The sequence below is a fragment of the Planotetraspora kaengkrachanensis genome, from assembly GCF_016862895.1.
In the GTDB taxonomy this organism is placed as follows: domain Bacteria; phylum Actinomycetota; class Actinomycetes; order Streptosporangiales; family Streptosporangiaceae; genus Planotetraspora; species Planotetraspora kaengkrachanensis.
This window is the reverse complement of sequence record NZ_BONV01000012.1, coordinates 76,443-95,001: the sequence shown is the minus strand read 5'-3', so window position 1 is coordinate 95,001 and position 18,559 is coordinate 76,443. Positions and strand designations below refer to the sequence as shown.

The following is an 18,559-nucleotide window of genomic DNA, read 5'->3' as shown; positions in this document are numbered from 1 at the left end:
CGCCTAATCCTTCTTCTCGTACTCCTTCGCGACCGTCTCCGGCTCCTTGCTGGTGACCGCGTCGTTGCCCTCCTCGACCTTCTGGTCGAACGTGGAACCCTCGCCGTCTATGTCGGTTTTGTCCATCCAGTCGTCGAAGGCCTTCAGCTTGTTCTTGTCCTTGATCATCTCGTCGACGGACAGTGGCTTGCCGTCCTTGGTGAGCTCCTGGGGGAACGGCGGGTTCGCCGGGTAGCCGGCCTCCAGCAGGATCGAGGCCATCTCGTAGCGCTGGGCGGCCACCCAGGCGTCGGTCGCGTTGTCGAATTTGCCGACTCGGGTGTTGTTCTCGTCACCACCGGCCCAGTTGTCCAGGCCCTTGCCGACCATGAACTTGGTGGCCTCCCAGCCGAACGTCTTGACCGCGCCGGACATGGGGATGCGGTCGATCAGGCCGACCGTAACGATGTCCTTCATCAGGCTGCGCATCTGCGCATCGAACTCGTCCTGGTCGCCCCGCACCTTGACGATCGCCGCGTACTCCAGCCCGGCCAGGTCGCCCAGCGCGCTGGCGGCGCGCTGGAAGTTGTGCGGGTCCTTGCCGCTCTTCAGGGCCTCCGCGTCGATCTTGGCGGCGTTCACGAGCAGGTCGTGCCTGAAGGCGCCCATCTCCTGGTCGAAGGACTGGGTGGCCTGCTCGTGGTCGGCGAACGTCTTGATGAAGTTGTAGGTGTCCTTAGGGCTCAGATAGAAGGACGGGGTGAGACCCGGGATGGCGGAGAAGTCCGGCGGCGCGCCCATGCCGGATTCGCGGTTCCTGGCGTCGTCGATCCGGGCACCGGTCGTCAGCTCGTGCTTGTAGGAGGAGGCCAGGCTGGCGTTGGAGTCCTTGAGTGACCAGTTGACGTCCTTGCCCTTGGCGCCGGCCGCGAGAATCCACTCGAAGGCGAACTGGGAGGCCCCTGGGCTGTGCTTGCCGGGCTCCTCGGTGTGCACGCCGCCGCCCGCCTCGATCGCCAGGCCCAGCGCGTCCCCGACGTCGTCACGCATCCGCGAGTAGTTCAGAAGCTGGGTGAAGGTCTTGCGGTAGTCGCCTGGATGCATGTTCCACAACACGTCACGCGCCGCGACGTCGTCCTTGCCGAGCATATTGAGCGCCAGCGCGACGTTGTCCTCCGACACCGCCCCGTTGTAGGCGCGCGAGCTGGCGAAGCCGCCGCGGAAATCCTGGTCGGGGTCCTTCGCGAAGTCGTCCAGCGCCAGATTCTTGGCGGCCAGCTTGACGAAGTCGGTCGGGAACTTGCCGTACTGCAACAGCGCCAGCTTGTCCCAATTCGTGCCCGGTATCCCGCCCGACGTGGTCAGCGCCTGCTTGACCTTGTCCATGCCCGGCGTGGTCAGGTTCTCCGCGCTGATCGCCACGCCCAGTGCCTTGGAGAACACCTCCAGGTCCTGGGAGGCGGTCTTGCTCCCGCACGCGTACATCAGGCTCGGCAACGACGTGAGCCGGTTCGGGGGCTGCACGCCGGTGAAGAACGCGGCCAGCACCTCGGGGTCGTCCTGGTACGCCTTCAACTCCTCGGCGATCCTGTGGATCTCCTCGGCGCTGGCGCCGTCGGTGCTGTTGAGCGCGTTGAGCCGGTCGGCCAGCTCCTTGCCCTTGGCGCGGGCGTCGGCCACGGACATCGGAGGCTCGGCCACGTAGGTCGTGGCGTCTGTGTTCTTCAGCCACGGGTCCTTGCGGCGTTCGAGCGCGACGCCCAGGTCCAGTCGCCGCCTGGCCTCGGGCAGCATGCCCTCGATCTCGCCGCCGATCCTGCCCAGCTCGTTCAGGCTCGCGGTGTCGACGCCCAATTCAGAAAAGTTCTTGGTGAACCTGCTCTTGGCATCCTTGAGCACGGTCGCGCCGTCCGACATGCTCTTGACGGTCATCTTGAACTGGCCGACCTTCATGCCGCTGAACCCGGTCATCCGAGCCTCCCCGCGCGCATTCGGCGGTAGTTCCTGGCCTCGTTCTCGGAAACCTCTTCCGGCTGCCCCTTGATGGCCGCGTCGATGGCATCGAGCACGTCGTCGACGAGCCTGTGCACGCGGTCCTTGCGTCCGGTGATCTCCGGTGCCTGCTTGTCGCGCCAGGCCCCGCTGATGACCTCGCCGCCGCCGAAGTCCTTCGCGGGCCGGTCGATCGCGGTCTTGACCTCCTCGTATTCGGCGGCCCAGTCTGCGCGTAATTTCTTCAAATCCGCCAGCTGCGGATTGGGCACCTTATCCCCCATCGGTCCTCCCCGTCTCGACGCACCCAGAAATACTAGGAATGCACCAGAAGTCATATGACTCGCGTTTGCATATCGTGACAATCTCCTGTTTCGACGAGTCTGTCCCCCACTCCACGGGCGATGGTTTCGATGTTCCGCACGCTCACGGCACCGTCCTACGGGCGTGTTGACGTCGGCGTCCCGGTGGGCCCGTCGGCGTACGACGTCGATGACGTACGCCCTGCCGTCCCTCGTCCCCCCGCTCGTCAAGGGACTTCCGAGCAGGCCGGATGATGAGAATCTTCGCGACCTCTTTGACGCACTCACCGCTGAGTTCGACGAGGAACGTCCCGAACTCGTCGAAGCACTGACCTACTGCGACATGACCACCGGTCCAGACGGAACGCATCTCGACGTCGCCGAACGATTGGCGGAGATTCATTCCCGCTACGGTCCCAAGCACCTCGTCAGCCGCTCAATAACTGCCTCGACACCATGCATTTTGGCGGCGGTGCGGGCAGTGGAGCGCGCGCTCGCTTCATCTGGGACATGACCAACTGAGCGCGAGATTCAGCATGGTGAGGTCATGTGTCTCCCCGCGACTACGACCCCCGGCCGACGAACATAGAGAGCCCGACGACCACGAATGGCCGTCGACCGGCGGAGTCTTCTGGGGTAGCAGGGTCTAACGCAGTGTTGTGGGCGAATATCACAGGGTCACAGGTATGGTGGGCATCCCTCACAGCCCGGGCAGAGAAATTCCGGACGTGACCGCGAGAACGGATGACAGCATGGTCAGGCCGGGACTGCGCATTGCTGTGTTCGGTGCCGGCTACATCGGTCTGGTGACCGGTGCCTGCCTCGCCGAACTCGGCCATCGTGTGGTGGTACGGGACATCGATCCGGAGAAAGTTCGGCTCCTCCGGTCTGGTGATGTGCCTATCTACGAGCCTGGGCTCGGCGACATGATCGCCCGGAACAAGGAGCGGCTGACCTTCACCCTGGACGTACAGGAGACCCTGAACGGCGCCGAGGTCGTCTATGTGTGTGTCGACACGCCGCCGTCGGCGTCCGGTGACGCGGACCTGTCCCGAGTCTGGTCGGTGGTTCGGTCGCTCGAGGCCGCATCGCACCTGAGAGCCGTGGTGGTGAAGTCGACCGTGCCCGTCGGGACCGGCGCTCGGGTGCGGGCCGCGCTGGACGCCGCGGGGCTCGGACATGTCGGGTATGCGGCCAACCCGGAGTTCACCGCCGAGGGACGCGCGGTCGAGGATTTCCTGCATCCCGACCGGGTCGTCATCGGCGCCGACGACGATGCGACGGCGGCGCTCATCTCGGAACTGCACACGGGTGTGGACGGGCCGGTCGTCGTAATGGACGTGCGCTCCGCCGAAATGGCCAAACTCGCCTCGAACGCCCTGCTCGCCACGAAGATCAGCTTCATCAACGAGATCGCCACTCTTTGCGAGAAGACCGGCGCCGACGTTGAGGACGTGGCTCGCGCGGTCGGCATGGACCACCGCCTGGGCCACCACTTTTTGCGGCCCGGCATCGGGTGGGGCGGATCGTGCTTTCCCAAGGACTCCGAGGCGCTGCGGCAGTTGGCGTCCAACACCGGCTACCACCTGCAGATGTTGTCGGCGGTGATCGAGGTCAACAATCTGCAGAAGCGGCGGGCGATACAGCGTCTCAAAGACGAGCTCGGCACGCTGGCGGGCGCGCGGGTGGCGCTCCTCGGGATGACGTTCAAGCCCGGTACGGATGACATGCGGGAAGCTCCGAGCACGGTACTTGCGGGCCGGTTGCTGGCCGAAGGCGCGGAGGTGCGTTGCTGGGACCCGATGGCGCGACCGGCCGAGGCCGAGCCGTGGACGTGGACGACCCGCCACGAAAGTCCCCGGTCGGCCGTTGAGGGCGCGGACGCGGCGATCCTGGTCACCGATTGGCCGCAGCTCAAGGAGGTCGACTGGGCGCAGGCCGCCTCGGTGATGCGGAGGCCGGTGTTCTTCGACGGCCGAAATCTTCTGGACCCGGCGGTAATGCGGAGCCTGGGCTTCACCTATATCAGCGTCGGACGGCCGTAGCCCAAACCCGTTCATGGTGGTCCCGGGGCCGATACGAGGCCCGAGTCACGTGCTGCCCCGTCCGGATGGCCGATGCGCCGTCGCCGAGGGCGGCCTGCGTATGCCGGCAGTCGGCTGTCTCGGACGGGTGAACAGTTCCTCGCGTCACAGTTTCTCCCTGGCCGGAAGGCGGACGGAGGAGGGTCAGGTCGTCGAGCAGCGTGTCCATCTCCGTGAGATGTCCGAGCATGCATGCGGCGGCCTCATGCCGGAGGAGCCAGAACTCGTCGAGATCGGCCTGGAGTAGGCCTGGCTTCGAGTAGTGCTGCTTGACCCCGTAGAGGCTGCGTATGAGTTGGAGCGGCGCCACCCGGCCGCAGGCGCGGATGTCGATGTCTGAGACGGCGGGATTGGCTGCGATGTAGGCCGTGACGTCCGTTGCGGGTCTCCGGTGACCGTGTTGGGGTAGAACGCCATCCGCCCCAGGTCGTAGGCCAGCAGGAACGGGTCCGGCGGGCTGAAGTTGATCACCGCCGCGAGTTCGTCGCCGACCCACAACAGGTTCACCGGGCTGTAGTCGCCATGCAGGAGCTGTACGGCGAGATTGCCAGGAAGATCCGCGAGAAGCTCCGGGATCCGGGGAAGCATCTGGCGCCGTTCGAGAAGGGTGCGTTCCGCGACGGTGTCGAAGGCGTCCAAGATGCCCTCGGTCCTTCTCGATGTGATGATTCCGAGTAGGGCGTCCACGGTCGCGGCCAGATCGTCGAGATCGATGTCACGCCACTCATCCACTTTTCGGTTGGACGTCGAGTTCACCGGGAGCTTCACGAAAAGCGCGTGGAGGCGTCCGAGTGCGTCACCGGCCTGCTCGTACTGAGATGTGTTGAGCTCCGTGACGACACGGCCAGGTACCCACTGCCAGATCGACACGGGTAGAGACGTTGTTGCGTCGATGGTCTGGCCGTCATGGTTGCGCAGAACGGCGGTCGAGGGAATGCGGTTACGGCGGGCGAGCTCGGACAATTCGATCGCGCGTGCTTCCTGTTCGAGGTCGGTGCCGGGCGGGTAGCTCTTGACGAAGACCTCGCCGATTGCACAGTTGGCCCGGTAGTTCACGGTTCCCTGGCCGATGGGCAGTTGGACCAGGCTCTGTATCGCCAGGCCGTACCGCTCGGCCAGAAGGCGAGGCAGCTGGGTTGGACCCAGGTCATCCCGCATCCGGTGACCCTCCATATGGCAGCACCCAGTTGAGGAGGGAAAGAGTGCGTGTCGCCCCCGACCTGTTCGTACCCTGAGACGGTGTGCACTGGATCCCACGACACCAGGTTGATCGTTCTCCGCGGGAACTCCGGCTCTGGGAAGACCAGTGTCGCCCGTGCCGTGCGGGTGGCCTATGGACGTGGTCTGGCGTTGGTCGGCCAAGACGTCGTACGGCGGGACCTGCTGCGGGAGCGGGACGTGCATGGCGGAGTGAACATCGGTCTCATCGACACGATCGCACGGTACTCCCTTGATCACGGGTATCACGTTCTGCTCGAAGGCATCCTCACCGCCAGCCGGTATGGGGCGATGCTGGAGTCCCTGCGCCATGATCACGCCGGGATCAGTGCCTTCTTCTACCTGGACGTGTCCTTCGCGGAGACGCTTCGGCGGCATGACAGTCGTCCCCAGCGGTCGGAGTTCACCCCGGACCAGATGCGGGAGTGGTATCAGGAGCGCGATCTGCTGCCGGATGGCAGCGAGACGGTCATAGGTGAGGGACAGTCTTCTGGAGGCGTCGGTGCGGCAGTTGCTGCGCCAGGCGCGCCTGACTCCAGCGCAGGCCAGCCAGTGACAACTTCCCCCTCACGGCGAAGACCGCCTCTATCGGCGGTGATCACCAGCATCGCGGTCGGGCAGCGTGCACAGCACCTCGCTCCTGGCGGCTACATAAGGTGCGGTAGGCGGTTGACAACGTGCTTGGACAAGTGACCTTGGGCGCGGCCGTCGCTGATGCCCATCTCGCTGCGCTGGAGTTCGATGACGCCCGGGCTTGGTTGGAGCGCGCCCTTCACGGGCCGATGGAGCCGCTTGCAGCCGAGGTCTGGGTGACTGACCCCGCATTCAGGCACGTCCTGCTTATAAGGCATCGCTGGCGTGGGTGGGTGCCGCCAGGGGGCAAGGTTGAGCGAGATGAGACGCCGAGAGACGCCGCGGCCCGCGAGCTTCTTGAGGAGACGGGGCTGCGGGCTGAGCTATTGCCTGTTCCGGCGGCTGTATCTGTTCGTTCCTATCGTGCCGGTTGGTCGCGACGCTGGGATTGTCATACGCCGCGATCATCGATCGTGAGGTTCCACTGGTCGGGGAAAGCGGCCAGCCGCCGATGTGGTTCGATCTCAGGGATGAGTGGGAGAGCGTCTTCCCGGAGGACCGGGGCCGTATCCAGGCGCATCTGTACAGGCTGACGGCCGGACGCACGGATGATGTTTGCTGAGCCGGCCATCAGATGGCACATGTGATCGCAGAGCGTGTTGCCGGTGGAGCAGGAATGCAGAACCATCACCGCTTCTCGCCGGATCGCTGGGAACGACGATGAGTTACTCCGTTACCTGTGTGACCTGTTGCAGCGGCGGACGTGCAAGGTCAAACAGTGCCCCCGGCAGGATTCGAACCTGCGGCACCCGCTTTAGGAGAGCGCGGCCGGAACGGTCCGCTCACATAGTTTCACCTGCACAAACGCACTGCTAGGCACCCGTCCCTTGCTTGATCGTCCCGCACAGGTCCCGCGCCGAGTCGGTCACGAGTCACTCGTTGGCAAGAGGACCCGTACCGCAGGGCCGTCAGGCCCGAGGAACGGAAGCCGCGCGGCAGGAAGGCAACTATGCGCGTCCCAGAGTGTCCACGACTCCTTCGACGGATCCTCTGGTGGAACATATGTGGGGGTCACTGGGCTCTCAGCCTTGTCCTAGTAGCCGAGCGTCTCCTCCTGATCCTCGTCCAGTGGAGGGCAGGCCCAGCGCGACGGCATGAGCACTGAGATGAACAGGGCCACCCTTATTGCGAGACATAGAGGTTCCTGTGTCAGGTTGGGCAGAGAGTCGGGCGAGGAGTAGAACATCCGATTGCGACTCCTGTAGCTTGTCCGCTGTATTGGTCCTCGTGGGCCGGATGTTCTCGTTGTCGGATATCGAACCTAAGCGTTAGAAGGACAGGCTATGGAAGAAATAGAGGACTTGACTTTGGCGATTGCGCTTGCCGTTGTTGAACTGAAGAAAATGGCTGATCACTTTAGAGATGAGGGCGAAAGTGGGGCCGTTCATACCGTTATTGGGCAGGCTACGGGAATGATTCTGGCGCTCGGGATGATCGGGGCTATTGATGGAGGTAAAGAAGATGCGCTTGGGGCGGCCCGAAGGCCGGACATGAACTATGCAAAGCTGCGACTCGCGGTGGCGTCGATGGTGTCCGGCGATGAAAATAGCACTCTGGGCTTATTGGATGAATGGGATCTCGATAAGTCATTTCACATATTTAAAGCAATTTGATTGAGTGCCGCATTAGCGGCCTTGATCGAAAATCGGTCGGTTCGTGGGCAGGTGAGCGCACTGAGGGAAGGATCCCGTACGGCGTTCAACTCCAGCACCTGTGCCCGCAGGGCCTGTGTCAACCTTGAGTATCTCCAGCTCGCGACCGCGCTTAAAAACACGGCCGAGAGTCTCCAGCGAAAGCATCTGCGTTCACAGGTTCACAGCGAGATGCTCTCTTAGTCCGTTACTCAGCGTTGATAGTGCAGGCTCAGGTGATGGGATTACACGTGGCGGCGGAGACGTTGTCGAGCCGCGATTCCTAATTAACCGGGCGCTGATGGACAGTGCGAGGGTAGAAGATGCAGGTCTCAAGCCTCAAAGAGATCGAGATCCGTCATAACTCGAGCGTAGAGGAATGACCCTCCGCTTTTCAGGCGTACGATCGCTCTGTTGGCCGCCAGTGAGCTGGGGCATGGAGTGTGCTTTACGGTGCCGAGCGTAAGCCTATGGTGACCGACGTGCCGTCACTGTTGCCGTCACACCGCGTGGAACCAGTGGCCGAGGCTCGACGGAGGAGGGCCGCGTCAGCGATCGCCCAAGGCACCGGTCCGGAACGTGGGGTGAAACCGGCGCCTTGTGGTAGGTGCCACGGCCAAACCCTTCCTGGTTCGGGCTCCACGCCCCGAGGGGAGAGCCAGTGGATCAGAATGGCGGGGTGCCTGCGGTCCAGGTATTCGACCAGCTGGCGCGGATGCCAGCCGCAGAGAGGTCGCCGAAGTCGACGCTGGCGAAAGGGTCGGCGACGTACCGTACCTGGTCGCGCTCGGGGTCGGCCTTGCTGACGGTGACCAGGGCGAGTCGGTAGTGGGGGACGGCGTTTTTGCCGGTGATGATCTCGTTGTGGGTGACGTAGAAGTCTTCGGTTCCCTCGATGCGTGCCTTGACCTTGATGCGGATCGAGGGGCCGCCGTTGGCGGGGATGGACAGGACGTCGTAGCCGGGGTTGTTGAACGCCTGCTTCTGCGGCTCCCGGCCGAGCGCGCGCTCGGTGGCGAGTATCAGCTCGACGCCGCGCCGCTCGACGGCCTTGGTCTCCTTGGCCTGGATGGGGGCGTCCGCTGCGATCTCGGTCTCGACCATGGCCAGCGGCAGCACGAGGGCGGCGGTCATTATGCGGGGCGGCTTGGTGGCCAGTTGGGCCTGATGTTCCAGCAGCGCAAGACGGGTCTCCCGGCGGACCTGGAGGTCCTGTGCCTTGCGCATGAGGCTGTCGAAGCTCTCCTTCGGCTTGGTGCCGGTCTGCTCCTTTTCCTGAGCTGCGATTGCCTCGCCGATGAGCCGGTTCGACTCGTGGGCTAGCCGCTGGTCGACCCGCGTTCGAGTCCGTTCCACTTCCGCGAGTCGGCGAGGTGAGACCTCGGCGAGGTACTCCTTGAGCTGGTGGCCGATGATCCATGTTCGGGCTTTGGACTCGGCCTCACCAAGCCAGGCCTGTTTTGCGGCTGTAGCCACGGCGGGGGTGTTCGGGGCAGCCACGCAGTCGAGGTACGGTGCAGGGCCGGCGGGCGTGACCTGGCCGGAGGCGTCGACGTAGGCGTAGCCGAACCGTCGGGCGATCGACTCCCCGGTGCCGTCGACAACCTCCTCCACGACACCGACCAACAGGTTCGGCTCCTCGATCTCCGGGGAGACCAGGACGGTGCCGCGCTCGAGGGTGGGGCGGAGTTGGGTGATGGTGAGCTCGGCGACGGCGTCGTGGAGCGGATGCCCGGGGGCGAGCAGGTCGGCACGCGGCTTGTCGTCGACGTCGATGCGCTCGAGCTCGAACGCGACTCGCTCGTATCGGGTGGCGATGGGGCCGTGCTTGGTGACAGCGCGGACGGCCGCGGGAACGTGGGTGATTTCGTAGCGGCCGCGCTCACGTCTCGTGAGCCGGCCACCGAGGCGCTGGAAGGCGAGGCGGAAGGCCCACTCGATGTAGTGCGGCTGGAGTCGGCGGGCGCGGGCCTCCTCCATGAGCCGCTGCATCTGTGCCAGGTCGGCGTCCGACATGGCGTCGTGGCTGAGTGCGCGTTCCTCGAGGAGCTCCTTGAGACCGTGGGCGACCGAGTCGTCGATGACCTGTTCCATCTTGGCCCGGGTCTCGGGGAGGTCGCCGTACTGGATGGCCTTGATCAGCAGCTCGCGCAGCGGCGTTTCGTCGAAGGCCGATCCCAGGACGTCGAAGACCTTGCCGCCGTAGGCCTTGCGCTGCTCCTCGACCTTCTGCAGCAGTCGAGTGAACACTTCGCCCTCGCGGGTGTTGGCGGCTACGAGGTTCCACAGGCGGCACACCTCGGTCTGGCCGATGCGGTGGACGCGGCCGAAGCGCTGCTCGATGCGGTTGGGGTTCCACGGAAGGTCGTAGTTGACCATCAGGTGGGCGGCCTGGAGGTTGAGCCCCTCGCCGGCTGCGTCTGTGGCCAGGAGCACCTGGCAGGCCGGGTTCTTGGTGAACTCCTCGGTGATGGCACGTCGGTCGGCACGCCGGACACCGCCGTGGATGGCCTGCACCGTGTCGGGCTTGCCGAAGATCGAGCGGATCTTGCGGGCCAGGTAGTCGAGGGTGTCGCGGTGCTCGGTGAAGATGATCAGCTTGCGTGGCTTCTCTGCGCCTGGGTGGATGAGGTCGTTGTCCTCCAGGATCTTGCGCAGTTCGACCCACTTGCGGTCGGTGTCGAGGTTGCGGACCCGGCGGGCGACGTGGATGAGCTGGTCGAGGTCGGCCAGCTCGGTGTTGAGCTCCTCGATGGTGCGGGCCGCGGTGGCCGCGTCCAGCAGTTCCTCCTCGACCTGCTCGACCTCTTCGGCGCTGTGCTCCTCGTCGTCCCAGTCCGCCGGGTCGATCGGGGCGGGCTCGTCGGCGACACCGCGGCCGTGGATCAGGTCGTCGCGGCGGCGCTTGAGTCGTTCGGCGCGTCGGACCAGGGACTGGTAGATCGCCTCGGGGCTGGAGGCCAGGCGTCGCTGGAGCACCGTGAGCGCAAAGCCCACGGTGTTGCGGCGTTTGTCGTCCAGCCGTGCGGCCCGGTTCATCCCTTCGCGCACGTACTCGGTGACGCGCTCGTAGAGGTCCTGCTCGTCTTCGGTGAGCTCGTAGGGCACGGTCTGGGCGATGCGTTCAGGGAAGAGGGGCTTGCCTTCGAAGGTGAGCAGGTCCTCCTTGACCATGCGTCGCATTAGCCCGGTGCTGTCCGCGTGGTGTACGCCGGCCTTGAACTTGCCCTCGAAGCCGTCGCGCTCGAGCAGGGTGAGGAAGAGCTGGAAGTCCTCCTCCTTGCCCGCGTGCGGGGTGGCCGTCATTAGCAGCAGGTGGCGGGTGCGGTCGCGCAGGCTCTCGCCGAGCTGAAAGCGTCGGGTCTTGTTCAGCTTGCCGCCGAAGTAGTGTGCCCCCATCCGGTGGGCCTCGTCCACGATGACCAGGTCGAATGCGGCGTCGTCGAGCTGGGCAGCCAGGTCCTCGTTGCGCGCGAGTTGGTCCATCCGTGCGATGAGCAGCGGGTACTGCTCGAACACGTTCGTCCCGAACGCGGCGTCGACCATGGCCGGGGCAAGGATGTCGAAGCGCAGGCCGAACTTGAAGAAGAGCTCGTCCTGCCACTGGTCGACCAGTCCGCCGGGGGCCACGATCAGGCAGCGCTTCACGTCGTCGCGGAGCAGGAGCTCCTTGATGTACAGGCCAGCCATGATCGTCTTGCCTGCACCCGGGTCGTCGGCCAGGAGGAAACGCAGCGGTGTGCGGTCGAGCATCTCGCCGTACACAGCCCGGATCTGGTGGGGCAACGGCTGCACGTCGCTGGTGGCCACTGCCAGCATCGGGTCGAATAGTCCGGCTAAGGAGATCCGCTGCGCCTCGGCGACCAGCCGGAATCCCTCGGCATCGGCGTCGAACGGCCGGCTGCCCGCGTCGGAGAGACTCAGCTTGATCTCATCGGCCCGGAAGAGCACCTGCTGGCGCAGTCCCCCGTCGAAGGTCTTGTAGGTCAGCTCCAGAGCGTCGGAGCCGTGCCACTGTGCGGCGATCACCGAGACCGTCTCGCCGGACACCACGCCGGCTACTCGGACACCCGACGAGAGATCCTCAAGCCTCACCCGCTACCTCCAGCCTGCCTGCGGACCTTATCGACGAGCACAGACATTACTGACAAGCAAGGCATCGGTCTGGCTGCGTACTTGGAGATCCCATTCCCTGTCGCGGGCGGGTGCTTTACCATCTCCTACGCTAACCCATCGATCCCCCGTAGCGAGGCATGAACAAGACAGAGCGCGAACAGGTTCGTCGCCTCGTGGCGGACTTCACGCAGTGGGGTCAACAAGCCGCCTACGTGCAGGGTTGGCACCGTGCTGTCCAGGACGCCGCCAGCAGCAGTGAGCGAGATCTGCGCTCACGCAGCGTGGATATCACCCGGGCGGGCCAGGCCGCTTGGCGCGTGATTCCACTCGAGATGCGCGATGCAGACGTCGTCAGATACCTGTGGGAGCGCGCTACCCTCCCGGCGACGACGGCCGACGATCATGCGTTGCTGCGGCTGCTCATCGAGGATGTACCGCGTGCCATCGCCGACGTCGGTCCTTCGCTCAGTCTGCGTCGCTTCTTCGCCGGATCGGCGAAGAAGCAGTCGGCGGACGCCGCGGGTGAATTCCTGCGCCATCAGCATGCGGCGATCATCGGGGGTGGTGGACCCAGACGTCTGGAGCAGCTCGGCGTTGTTACTGCGCCCGTCGATCCGGCACGCCTTGGGTTTGAGGCGCTGCTCGATCCGGACCTTCTTTTCGACCTCGTCTCCCGGCGGACCGGCTCGGAGCCCGAGGTCGTGGACCGGACGGTCGTCGAGGGCCTGTCCGAGGCGCTGGCTGTCATCGACAAGGTCGTTGCAAGCGAAGCCTTGTACCGCTCGGCTGCGCGCGACGCAGGCGAGAAGGTGCGACGCGCGGAGGTCCAGCGCATCCTGCGGGAGATGCCTGTGGAGGCGTTGAAGACGGCCACTCGCGACCGCCTCCGAGTGGGTGCACTCTCCCAGGCGGGCATCCGCACGGTGCAGGAGGTGCTGAACCAGCGCTGGTCACTACAGATGCTTCCAGGCGTGGGGGAGACCTCGGCGTGGCGCATGCTCGGAGCCGCCCAGACGCTATGGCAGACGACGTACGACGAGATGCCGGTCCGCATTGATATCAATAGCCGGCTTCCGGAGACCACCCACCTCCTGCGCTGCCTCGCCGACTGGGATGCGTCCCGTCAGACCCGGGGCGCGTCAGGCGACCTTGAGCGTGCAGCCGAGCTGGCACCTTTGCGGACAGCTGTCAGGGACGAGACGAGTCACCTTCTCGTGATTCCGACCAGGATGCTCGCAGCTGCAGGGTTCCTGGAAAGCATCCAAATCGTCAAACGGCGAGCTGAGCTGCTCGGCGGGTCGTTCGCGTCCGGGCCGAATAGCGTTGGCGCGGATCCGTGGGATGACTTTCTCGCCCGACCCGCCGACTACTTCGCCATGCTCTCCGAGCTCGGTTTTATCACTGAGGACGAGAACAAGGTGCACGGGGATCTCCCAGAGGAGATCATCAAGGCGGTGCGTGACCAGGCGCTCAGCGGTGAACATCTGACGGCGTCGCTGCGCGGCTACCAGAGCTTCGCGGCCCGCTTCGCCCTCGTGCAGCGAAAGGTCATCATTGGGGACGAGATGGGCCTCGGCAAGACCGTCGAGGCCATTGCCGTCCTCGCCCATCTGCGCAGTCGGGGTGAGGCCCACTTCCTGGTGGTGTGTCCGGCCGCAGTGGTGACCAACTGGGTCCGCGAGGTGAGTAGCAAGTCGAAGCTCCGAGCGCACCGGGTCCACGGACCGGATCGCGACCGCGCAGCCCGCACATGGGTGCGCGATGGCGGGGTCGCCGTCACGACGTACGAGACCCTGGCGTGGTGGGAGCCAGCCCTAAAGGAACTCCGTGACCTGGCGTGCATCGTGGTCGACGAAGCCCACTACATCAAGAATCCGCAGGCACGGCGAACCATCAGGACCAACCAACTCATCGCGCGCTCAGAGCGTGCGATCCTCCTCACCGGCACGCCGCTGGAGAACAAGGTCGACGAGTTCCGCAATCTGGCGTCCTACGTGCGCTCCGACCTCGCCGTTGATGCCACGGAACTCTCCCCGAGGACCTTTCGGCGGCAGATCGCGCCGGCGTACCTCCGCCGGAACCAGGAAGACGTGCTAACTGAACTCCCAGAGCTGATCGAGATTGAGGAATGGCTGCCCATGTCCTCAGCCGACACTGCCCACTACCGGGCCGCAGTTGAGCGTGGCAACTTCATGGAGATGCGCCAGGCGGCCATGCTCCAGGGATCCAAGTCCGAGAAAGGGCAACGGCTGATCGAGATCGTCCGCGAGGCGCGGGAGAACGAGCGGCGGGTCATCGTGTTCTCTTACTTCAGAGACGTGCTGAGCCTGGTTGTTCGGTCGCTGCCGGGGCAGGTATTCGGGCCCCTGACGGGGTCGGTGCCAGCGAGTAAACGTCAGCAGATTGTGGACCAGTTCTCGTCGGCCAAGCACGGCGCCGTGCTTGTTTCCCAGATCATGGCCGGCGGCGTCGGGCTCAACATCCAGTCCGCCTCCGTCGTCGTCATCTGTGAACCTCAGCTCAAGCCCACCACCGAGGCCCAAGCCATTGCCCGCGCACACCGCATGGGTCAGGTGCAGTCAGTGCAGGTCCACCGATTGCTGTCCGAGGACAGTGTCGATCAACGGATCATCGAGTTGCTAGCCGGGAAGAAGCAGCTGTTTAACGATTTCGCCCGTGTTAGTGACATGGCTGACTCCACTCCCGAGGCGGTGGACCTGTCCGAGGCTGATCTCGCTCGAGAGGTCGTGGCCGCTGAGCGCCGACGCCTTGCCGAGCGTGCCTCTGTCGAGACTTGACCTTTGCGTGCGCCCGGCTGGCGTGGAGCGGTGCTCAGTGGGCTTGATCCGGTTTGGCTAACATCTGAGATCAGTGGTTCGGCCTCGGAGGGAGCAAGCCGGGCTCGACGGCGTGGAACTCTCGCCATCGAATGGCACGACCGACAGGTCTTCCGCGCACCCGCACGAGCCCCGATCACAGGAGCCACCTGACGCCTTGAAGCGGTTCAATCACCACGATCTCCTGACTGTCAACGGTCCGTCGTGTAACGCCCGGCGCATCCGCAGGTAATGACTGAGAGACATCCATTACAGGAGGGGGCTTCATGGATCGGGAGCAGCGCGAGGTCGTGTGCCGGGCCGCTCAGAAGGTCTTCAACCAAGGACTTCTGAGCGGTCAGTCATCGTTCGCTCCGGGTCTGAACATCTGGTCTCCCGCGGCGGCTACGGAGCTCTTCCATCGCTTCGTTGAGAACTGGGACGGTTCGTCCGACGAGTTCATGGTCAAGCTTGAGCGCCAGATAGCAACTGGCTCCGATGAGGCGATCGTGCTGGCCGCGGAGTTGCTGTACCTCAACGTGATGCCTCTAAGTCCTGCCACTGTCGGTGTAGAGCGGAAGTTCGAGATCATCAACACCGTGCTGTCCTGGGCATCACGCGCTGTGACGGTGCCAGAGGACCTAGCCGCGGCCGCATCACCTGGATACATGAAGGGCGGCCAAGCGTTCCTGAACTATCGCTGGGCGCAATTCGCGTTCCTTATCCGATTGACGGGCCTGCTGGTGACGCTCCCTCAGGGCGAACGCGAAGATGCGCTGAGAGACCCATGGACGTTCCGCAAGCTGGCTGAGTCGGTACTGGCTGACCATGATGGGAAGTTCCGGGCGCGAGCCCAATACCACGTACTGATCTTTTTGATCTTTCCCGATGTGTTCGTCCCTGTCTCGGTCGAACGCAACAAGAAGCTGATCCGCGACGCGTTCGTCGACCGCATCGCCAAGCCGTCCGACGATATAGATCGCGATATTTACGGCATTCGCTGCCAGATTGAGCAAGAAACCGGCGCGTTCAGCTTCTATGACGAGCCGTGGCTGTCACGCTGGCAACCGCCGGCACCACCCAGATCGCAGAAGGGCTGGCTGGTCCGGGGTGCGAACGTCGACGGCACCAATGCGATATCCCTGTGGCTCGGAGGAGGTTACTGCTCCATCTCCTTCAAGGATCTCGGTGAGATTCCGGGCGGAGCGTCCCGCCAGGAGATTAAGGGTGTGGTGGACGCAGCACTCCCGGACGCCAAACAAGGAGCCAAGGATGCTGCAGCAGGTCAGCTTTGGCGCTTCCTGAGCTACTTCCAGCTCGGCGACCTAGTGGCGACGGTCGATGGTGACGCCGTCTATGTCGGAACCATCGCAGGTGACGCCTATTACGATGACTCCGCCGGCCGGCACCTGGCACGCCGCCGTGCAGTGGAGTGGAACCCTCAGCCGCTGAGCCGAAAGAACCTGCCGGAAGAGACGCAGGCCAAGCTGAAGACCGCAATGACAATCGCCGAGCTCACTACGGTGATGGCGGAGCTGGCTACCGACGCCGGGCTGGGCGATGAGGTCACCGATGCAGTGCTGGTTCAAGATGAGACCCGCACGCTTGTGATTCCCCAAGTGACCCAAGAGCTAGCCGACAGGCTATTGATCCCGCTCACCTGGTTCCAGGAGACGGCAGACCTGCTTGCATCCAAACGGCAGCTAATCCTGTACGGCCCACCTGGCACCGGTAAGACCTTCCTCGCGACCCGGCTCAGTGAGGCGCTGGCGGGCCCAGATCGGACAAGCCTGGTCCAGTTTCACCCGTCCTACGGGTACGAGGACTTCATTCAGGGATTCCGCCCCCGGCAGGGTGATGGCGGCACAATTGGCTTCGATCTGGTCGATGGACCACTCTTGAAAGCCGTCGAGGCCGCGGTGCAGGAGCCCGACAAACCCTTCGTCCTGGTGATCGACGAGATCAACCGGGCCAACCTGGCGAAGGTGTTCGGCGAGCTGTACTTCCTCCTCGAATACCGCAACCACGAGATCACCCTGCAGTACTCGCCAGACGAGCCGTTCAAGCTCCCTAAGAATGTCTTCATCATCGGCACGATGAACACTGTCGACAGGTCCGTGGCTCTGGTTGATGCGGCCATGCGTCGTCGCTTCGCGTTCCGTTGCCTTGCCCCGGACCGAGCACCCGTTGACGGCCTGCTCCGTCGTTGGCTCACCCGCGAGAAGCTGCCTGACATCCCGGCGTTGCTGCTCGATGAGGTGAACCGGCGTCTGAATGATCCCGATCGCGCTGTGGGACCTTCCTATCTGATGACGCCTGACGCCGGCACGAGACGTGGCTTGGAGCGCATCTGGATCACCGAGATCCTTCCGCTGCTTGAGGATCAGCTCTACGGCAAAGTGGACAGCGTTGAGCAGGAGTACGGGCTTACGGTCCTGCTCTCTGCCATTCAGCGCGAACTGCCATGACCCTGTACCTCGAGCTCACCGAGGCCTCAGCTGCTGATTCACGCCCGCTCACACCCGCTCAAGTGGCAACGCTGGCCACGGTACCGAAGCTGGTCACGCTCACCCCGACAAGCTCCGGGCTGTGGCGCATCGCCGGTCGTCAGCGTGTGGGCACGGTACGGCTCGGCGTCGGCGACGGGGCAGTTGAGCTGCGGATCAACCCAAAGCTCACCGTGCGGCACCTGATGTACCTGCTCGGATACGACAAGGATCCGACTATCTGGAAGGATCAGCAGGTTAATGCTGCCAAAGCTGATGTGCTGGTCGCTGTAATCGCCGATATCTTCGCGCGGATCTTGGATCGAGTACTTCGAGGTGGCGTCTTGCACGGCTATGTCCATCGCGAAGACGCTCTCACTGTTGTACGCGGCCGGATACGAGCCGGTGCCCAGCTCAGCCGCCGCCTTGGAGTTCCTACCGCGATCGAGGTCGCCTACGACGACTACATTGCTGACATTCCTGAGAACCAGATCCTCCTCGGCGCGATCGAGCTGGTCCAATCCCTGCGCGGCGTCAGTAAGAACACCGCCTTGCTCCTGCGCCACCTCTCTGCCCGGCTGGTAGACATTACCTCGGTCCGCCCTGGTGCTCCGCTGCCCGCGTGGCGATCCACTCGGTTGAATGAGCGATACATCCCGGCGCTCCATCTGGCCGAGCTGATCCTGACTGGGGCTTCGCTTCAGCAGAACGGGCCGGTATCCATGCAGATCGATGGGTTCGTCATCAACATGGCCCAGATCTTTGAGCGTTTCCTCACAGCCCAGCTCACCGACGTTTTACGGCCGCACGGCCTCCGCTGCGCCGCCCAGCAGGGACATCGCCTCGACCAGGCCGGGCAAGTGCTATTTCAGCCAGACATCCTTGCTTACCGTAACGGGCGGCCTGCCGTGGTGATCGACGCGAAATACCGAACGCTCGAGAGCGCGCCGCCAACCAGCCACCTGTTCCAGCTCATCTCCTATTGCACTGCTCTCGGGATCCGCGAGGGCCACCTGGTGTACGCCGCGGGCACCGCATTGCCCATGCCCTACCGCGTTACCTACTCGGACATTTTGATTTGGGCCCATGTACTTGATCTGAATCAGACGCCGACAGCTCTACGCCAGACAACCGCACGCATCGCCGGCAAGATCCTTGATTAGTGTGAGCGCGCCTCTCTAAGACGTCGTGGGCTGCATCATCCAGGTCGAGGCCTCGAGTCATCAGGAAGTTACGACGATGCCGTTGCAGCCTGCTGGCCCGCCGCGCGAGCCTCGATGGTTCAGTCCCGCAGTACGAGTG

At 64.1% G+C, this 18,559-nt stretch carries 12 protein-coding genes and 1 pseudogene; 8 read left to right on the top strand and 5 right to left on the bottom strand.

Translation table 11 applies throughout. The annotated features are described in order from the left end of the window. Positions 1–3: 3 nt before the first annotated feature. On the bottom strand, positions 4–1,950 hold the full coding sequence (locus Pka01_RS15650; protein ID WP_203883483.1) for a hypothetical protein: 1,947 nt from the start codon (positions 1,948–1,950) through the stop codon (positions 4–6). Further along, the gene (locus Pka01_RS15645; protein ID WP_203883482.1) at positions 1,947–2,255 is read right to left on the bottom strand and encodes a hypothetical protein; all 309 of its coding nucleotides are present in this window, start codon (positions 2,253–2,255) and stop codon (positions 1,947–1,949) included. Before Pka01_RS15645 ends, Pka01_RS15650 begins: the two co-directional genes overlap by 4 nt. Before the next feature lie 208 nt (positions 2,256–2,463). Here Pka01_RS15645 and Pka01_RS15640 point away from each other — a divergent pair, with 208 nt between their 5' ends. Next, a complete protein-coding gene (locus tag Pka01_RS15640; RefSeq protein ID WP_203883481.1) occupies positions 2,464–2,787 on the top strand; it encodes a hypothetical protein in 324 nt (107 codons plus the stop codon). Between the two features lie 214 nt (positions 2,788–3,001). Further along, the gene (locus tag Pka01_RS15635) at positions 3,002–4,318 is read left to right on the top strand and encodes a UDP-glucose dehydrogenase family protein (RefSeq protein WP_239115011.1); all 1,317 of its coding nucleotides are present in this window, start codon (positions 3,002–3,004) and stop codon (positions 4,316–4,318) included. Positions 4,319–4,501: 183 nt separating this feature from the next. Here the strand turns inward: Pka01_RS15635 and Pka01_RS15630 are convergent, their stop codons facing one another. Next, a complete protein-coding gene (locus Pka01_RS15630) occupies positions 4,502–5,413 on the bottom strand; it encodes a phosphotransferase (protein WP_203883480.1) in 912 nt (303 codons plus the stop codon). Positions 5,414–5,596: 183 nt separating this feature from the next. On the opposite strand from Pka01_RS15630, the gene Pka01_RS15625 reads away from it, so the two are divergent. Both Pka01_RS15625 and Pka01_RS40785 read left to right on the top strand, forming a co-directional pair. Next, positions 5,597–6,268, top strand: coding sequence for a P-loop NTPase family protein (locus Pka01_RS15625; RefSeq protein WP_203883479.1), 672 nt, complete (start codon positions 5,597–5,599; stop codon positions 6,266–6,268). Positions 6,269–6,357: 89 nt separating this feature from the next. After that, positions 6,358–6,531, top strand: a pseudogene (locus Pka01_RS40785) (NUDIX domain-containing protein); the annotation flags it as partial. 68 nt (positions 6,532–6,599) lie between these two features. On the opposite strand, the gene Pka01_RS40780 reads toward Pka01_RS40785, so the two are convergent. Continuing rightward, positions 6,600–6,836, bottom strand: a complete 237-nt coding sequence (locus Pka01_RS40780; RefSeq protein ID WP_239115021.1) for a hypothetical protein — start codon at positions 6,834–6,836, stop codon at positions 6,600–6,602. Positions 6,837–7,491: 655 nt separating this feature from the next. Here Pka01_RS40780 and Pka01_RS15615 point away from each other — a divergent pair. Further along, the gene (locus Pka01_RS15615; protein ID WP_203883478.1) at positions 7,492–7,821 is read left to right on the top strand and encodes a hypothetical protein; all 330 of its coding nucleotides are present in this window, start codon (positions 7,492–7,494) and stop codon (positions 7,819–7,821) included. Positions 7,822–8,505: 684 nt separating this feature from the next. Here Pka01_RS15615 and Pka01_RS15610 read toward each other — a convergent pair. Continuing rightward, positions 8,506–11,934, bottom strand: a complete 3,429-nt coding sequence (locus tag Pka01_RS15610) for a helicase-related protein (protein WP_203883477.1) — start codon at positions 11,932–11,934, stop codon at positions 8,506–8,508. Between the two features lie 158 nt (positions 11,935–12,092). Here Pka01_RS15610 and Pka01_RS15605 point away from each other — a divergent pair, with 158 nt between their 5' ends. From Pka01_RS15605 to Pka01_RS15595, 3 genes are all read left to right on the top strand, one after another. Next, positions 12,093–14,753: a DEAD/DEAH box helicase gene (locus Pka01_RS15605; protein WP_203883476.1), complete on the top strand. Its 2,661-nt coding sequence runs from the start codon at positions 12,093–12,095 to the stop codon at positions 14,751–14,753. 305 nt (positions 14,754–15,058) lie between these two features. Beyond that, complete coding sequence (locus Pka01_RS15600; RefSeq protein WP_203883475.1) at positions 15,059–17,239, top strand: McrB family protein; 2,181 nt, start codon at positions 15,059–15,061, stop codon at positions 17,237–17,239. Next, complete coding sequence (locus Pka01_RS15595) at positions 17,236–18,420, top strand: McrC family protein (protein WP_203883474.1); 1,185 nt, start codon at positions 17,236–17,238, stop codon at positions 18,418–18,420. Before Pka01_RS15600 ends, Pka01_RS15595 begins: the two co-directional genes overlap by 4 nt. The last annotated feature ends 139 nt before the right edge of the window (positions 18,421–18,559 follow it).

Excerpts from the sequence above, each read along its gene's own strand:
- Pka01_RS15600 (WP_203883475.1), top strand. The coding sequence starts at position 15,059 with ATGGATCGGGAGCAGCGCGAGGTCGTGTGCCGGGCCGCTCAGAAGGTC.
- Pka01_RS15615 (WP_203883478.1), top strand. The coding sequence starts at position 7,492 with ATGGAAGAAATAGAGGACTTGACTTTGGCGATTGCGCTTGCCGTTGTT.
- Pka01_RS40780 (WP_239115021.1), bottom strand. The coding sequence starts at position 6,836 with ATGGTTCTGCATTCCTGCTCCACCGGCAACACGCTCTGCGATCACATG.
- Pka01_RS15645 (WP_203883482.1), bottom strand. The coding sequence starts at position 2,255 with ATGGGGGATAAGGTGCCCAATCCGCAGCTGGCGGATTTGAAGAAATTA.
- Pka01_RS15605 (WP_203883476.1), top strand. The coding sequence starts at position 12,093 with ATGAACAAGACAGAGCGCGAACAGGTTCGTCGCCTCGTGGCGGACTTC.
- Pka01_RS15640 (WP_203883481.1), top strand. The coding sequence starts at position 2,464 with ATGACGTACGCCCTGCCGTCCCTCGTCCCCCCGCTCGTCAAGGGACTT.
- Pka01_RS15650 (WP_203883483.1), bottom strand. The coding sequence starts at position 1,950 with ATGACCGGGTTCAGCGGCATGAAGGTCGGCCAGTTCAAGATGACCGTC.
- Pka01_RS15595 (WP_203883474.1), top strand. The coding sequence starts at position 17,236 with ATGACCCTGTACCTCGAGCTCACCGAGGCCTCAGCTGCTGATTCACGC.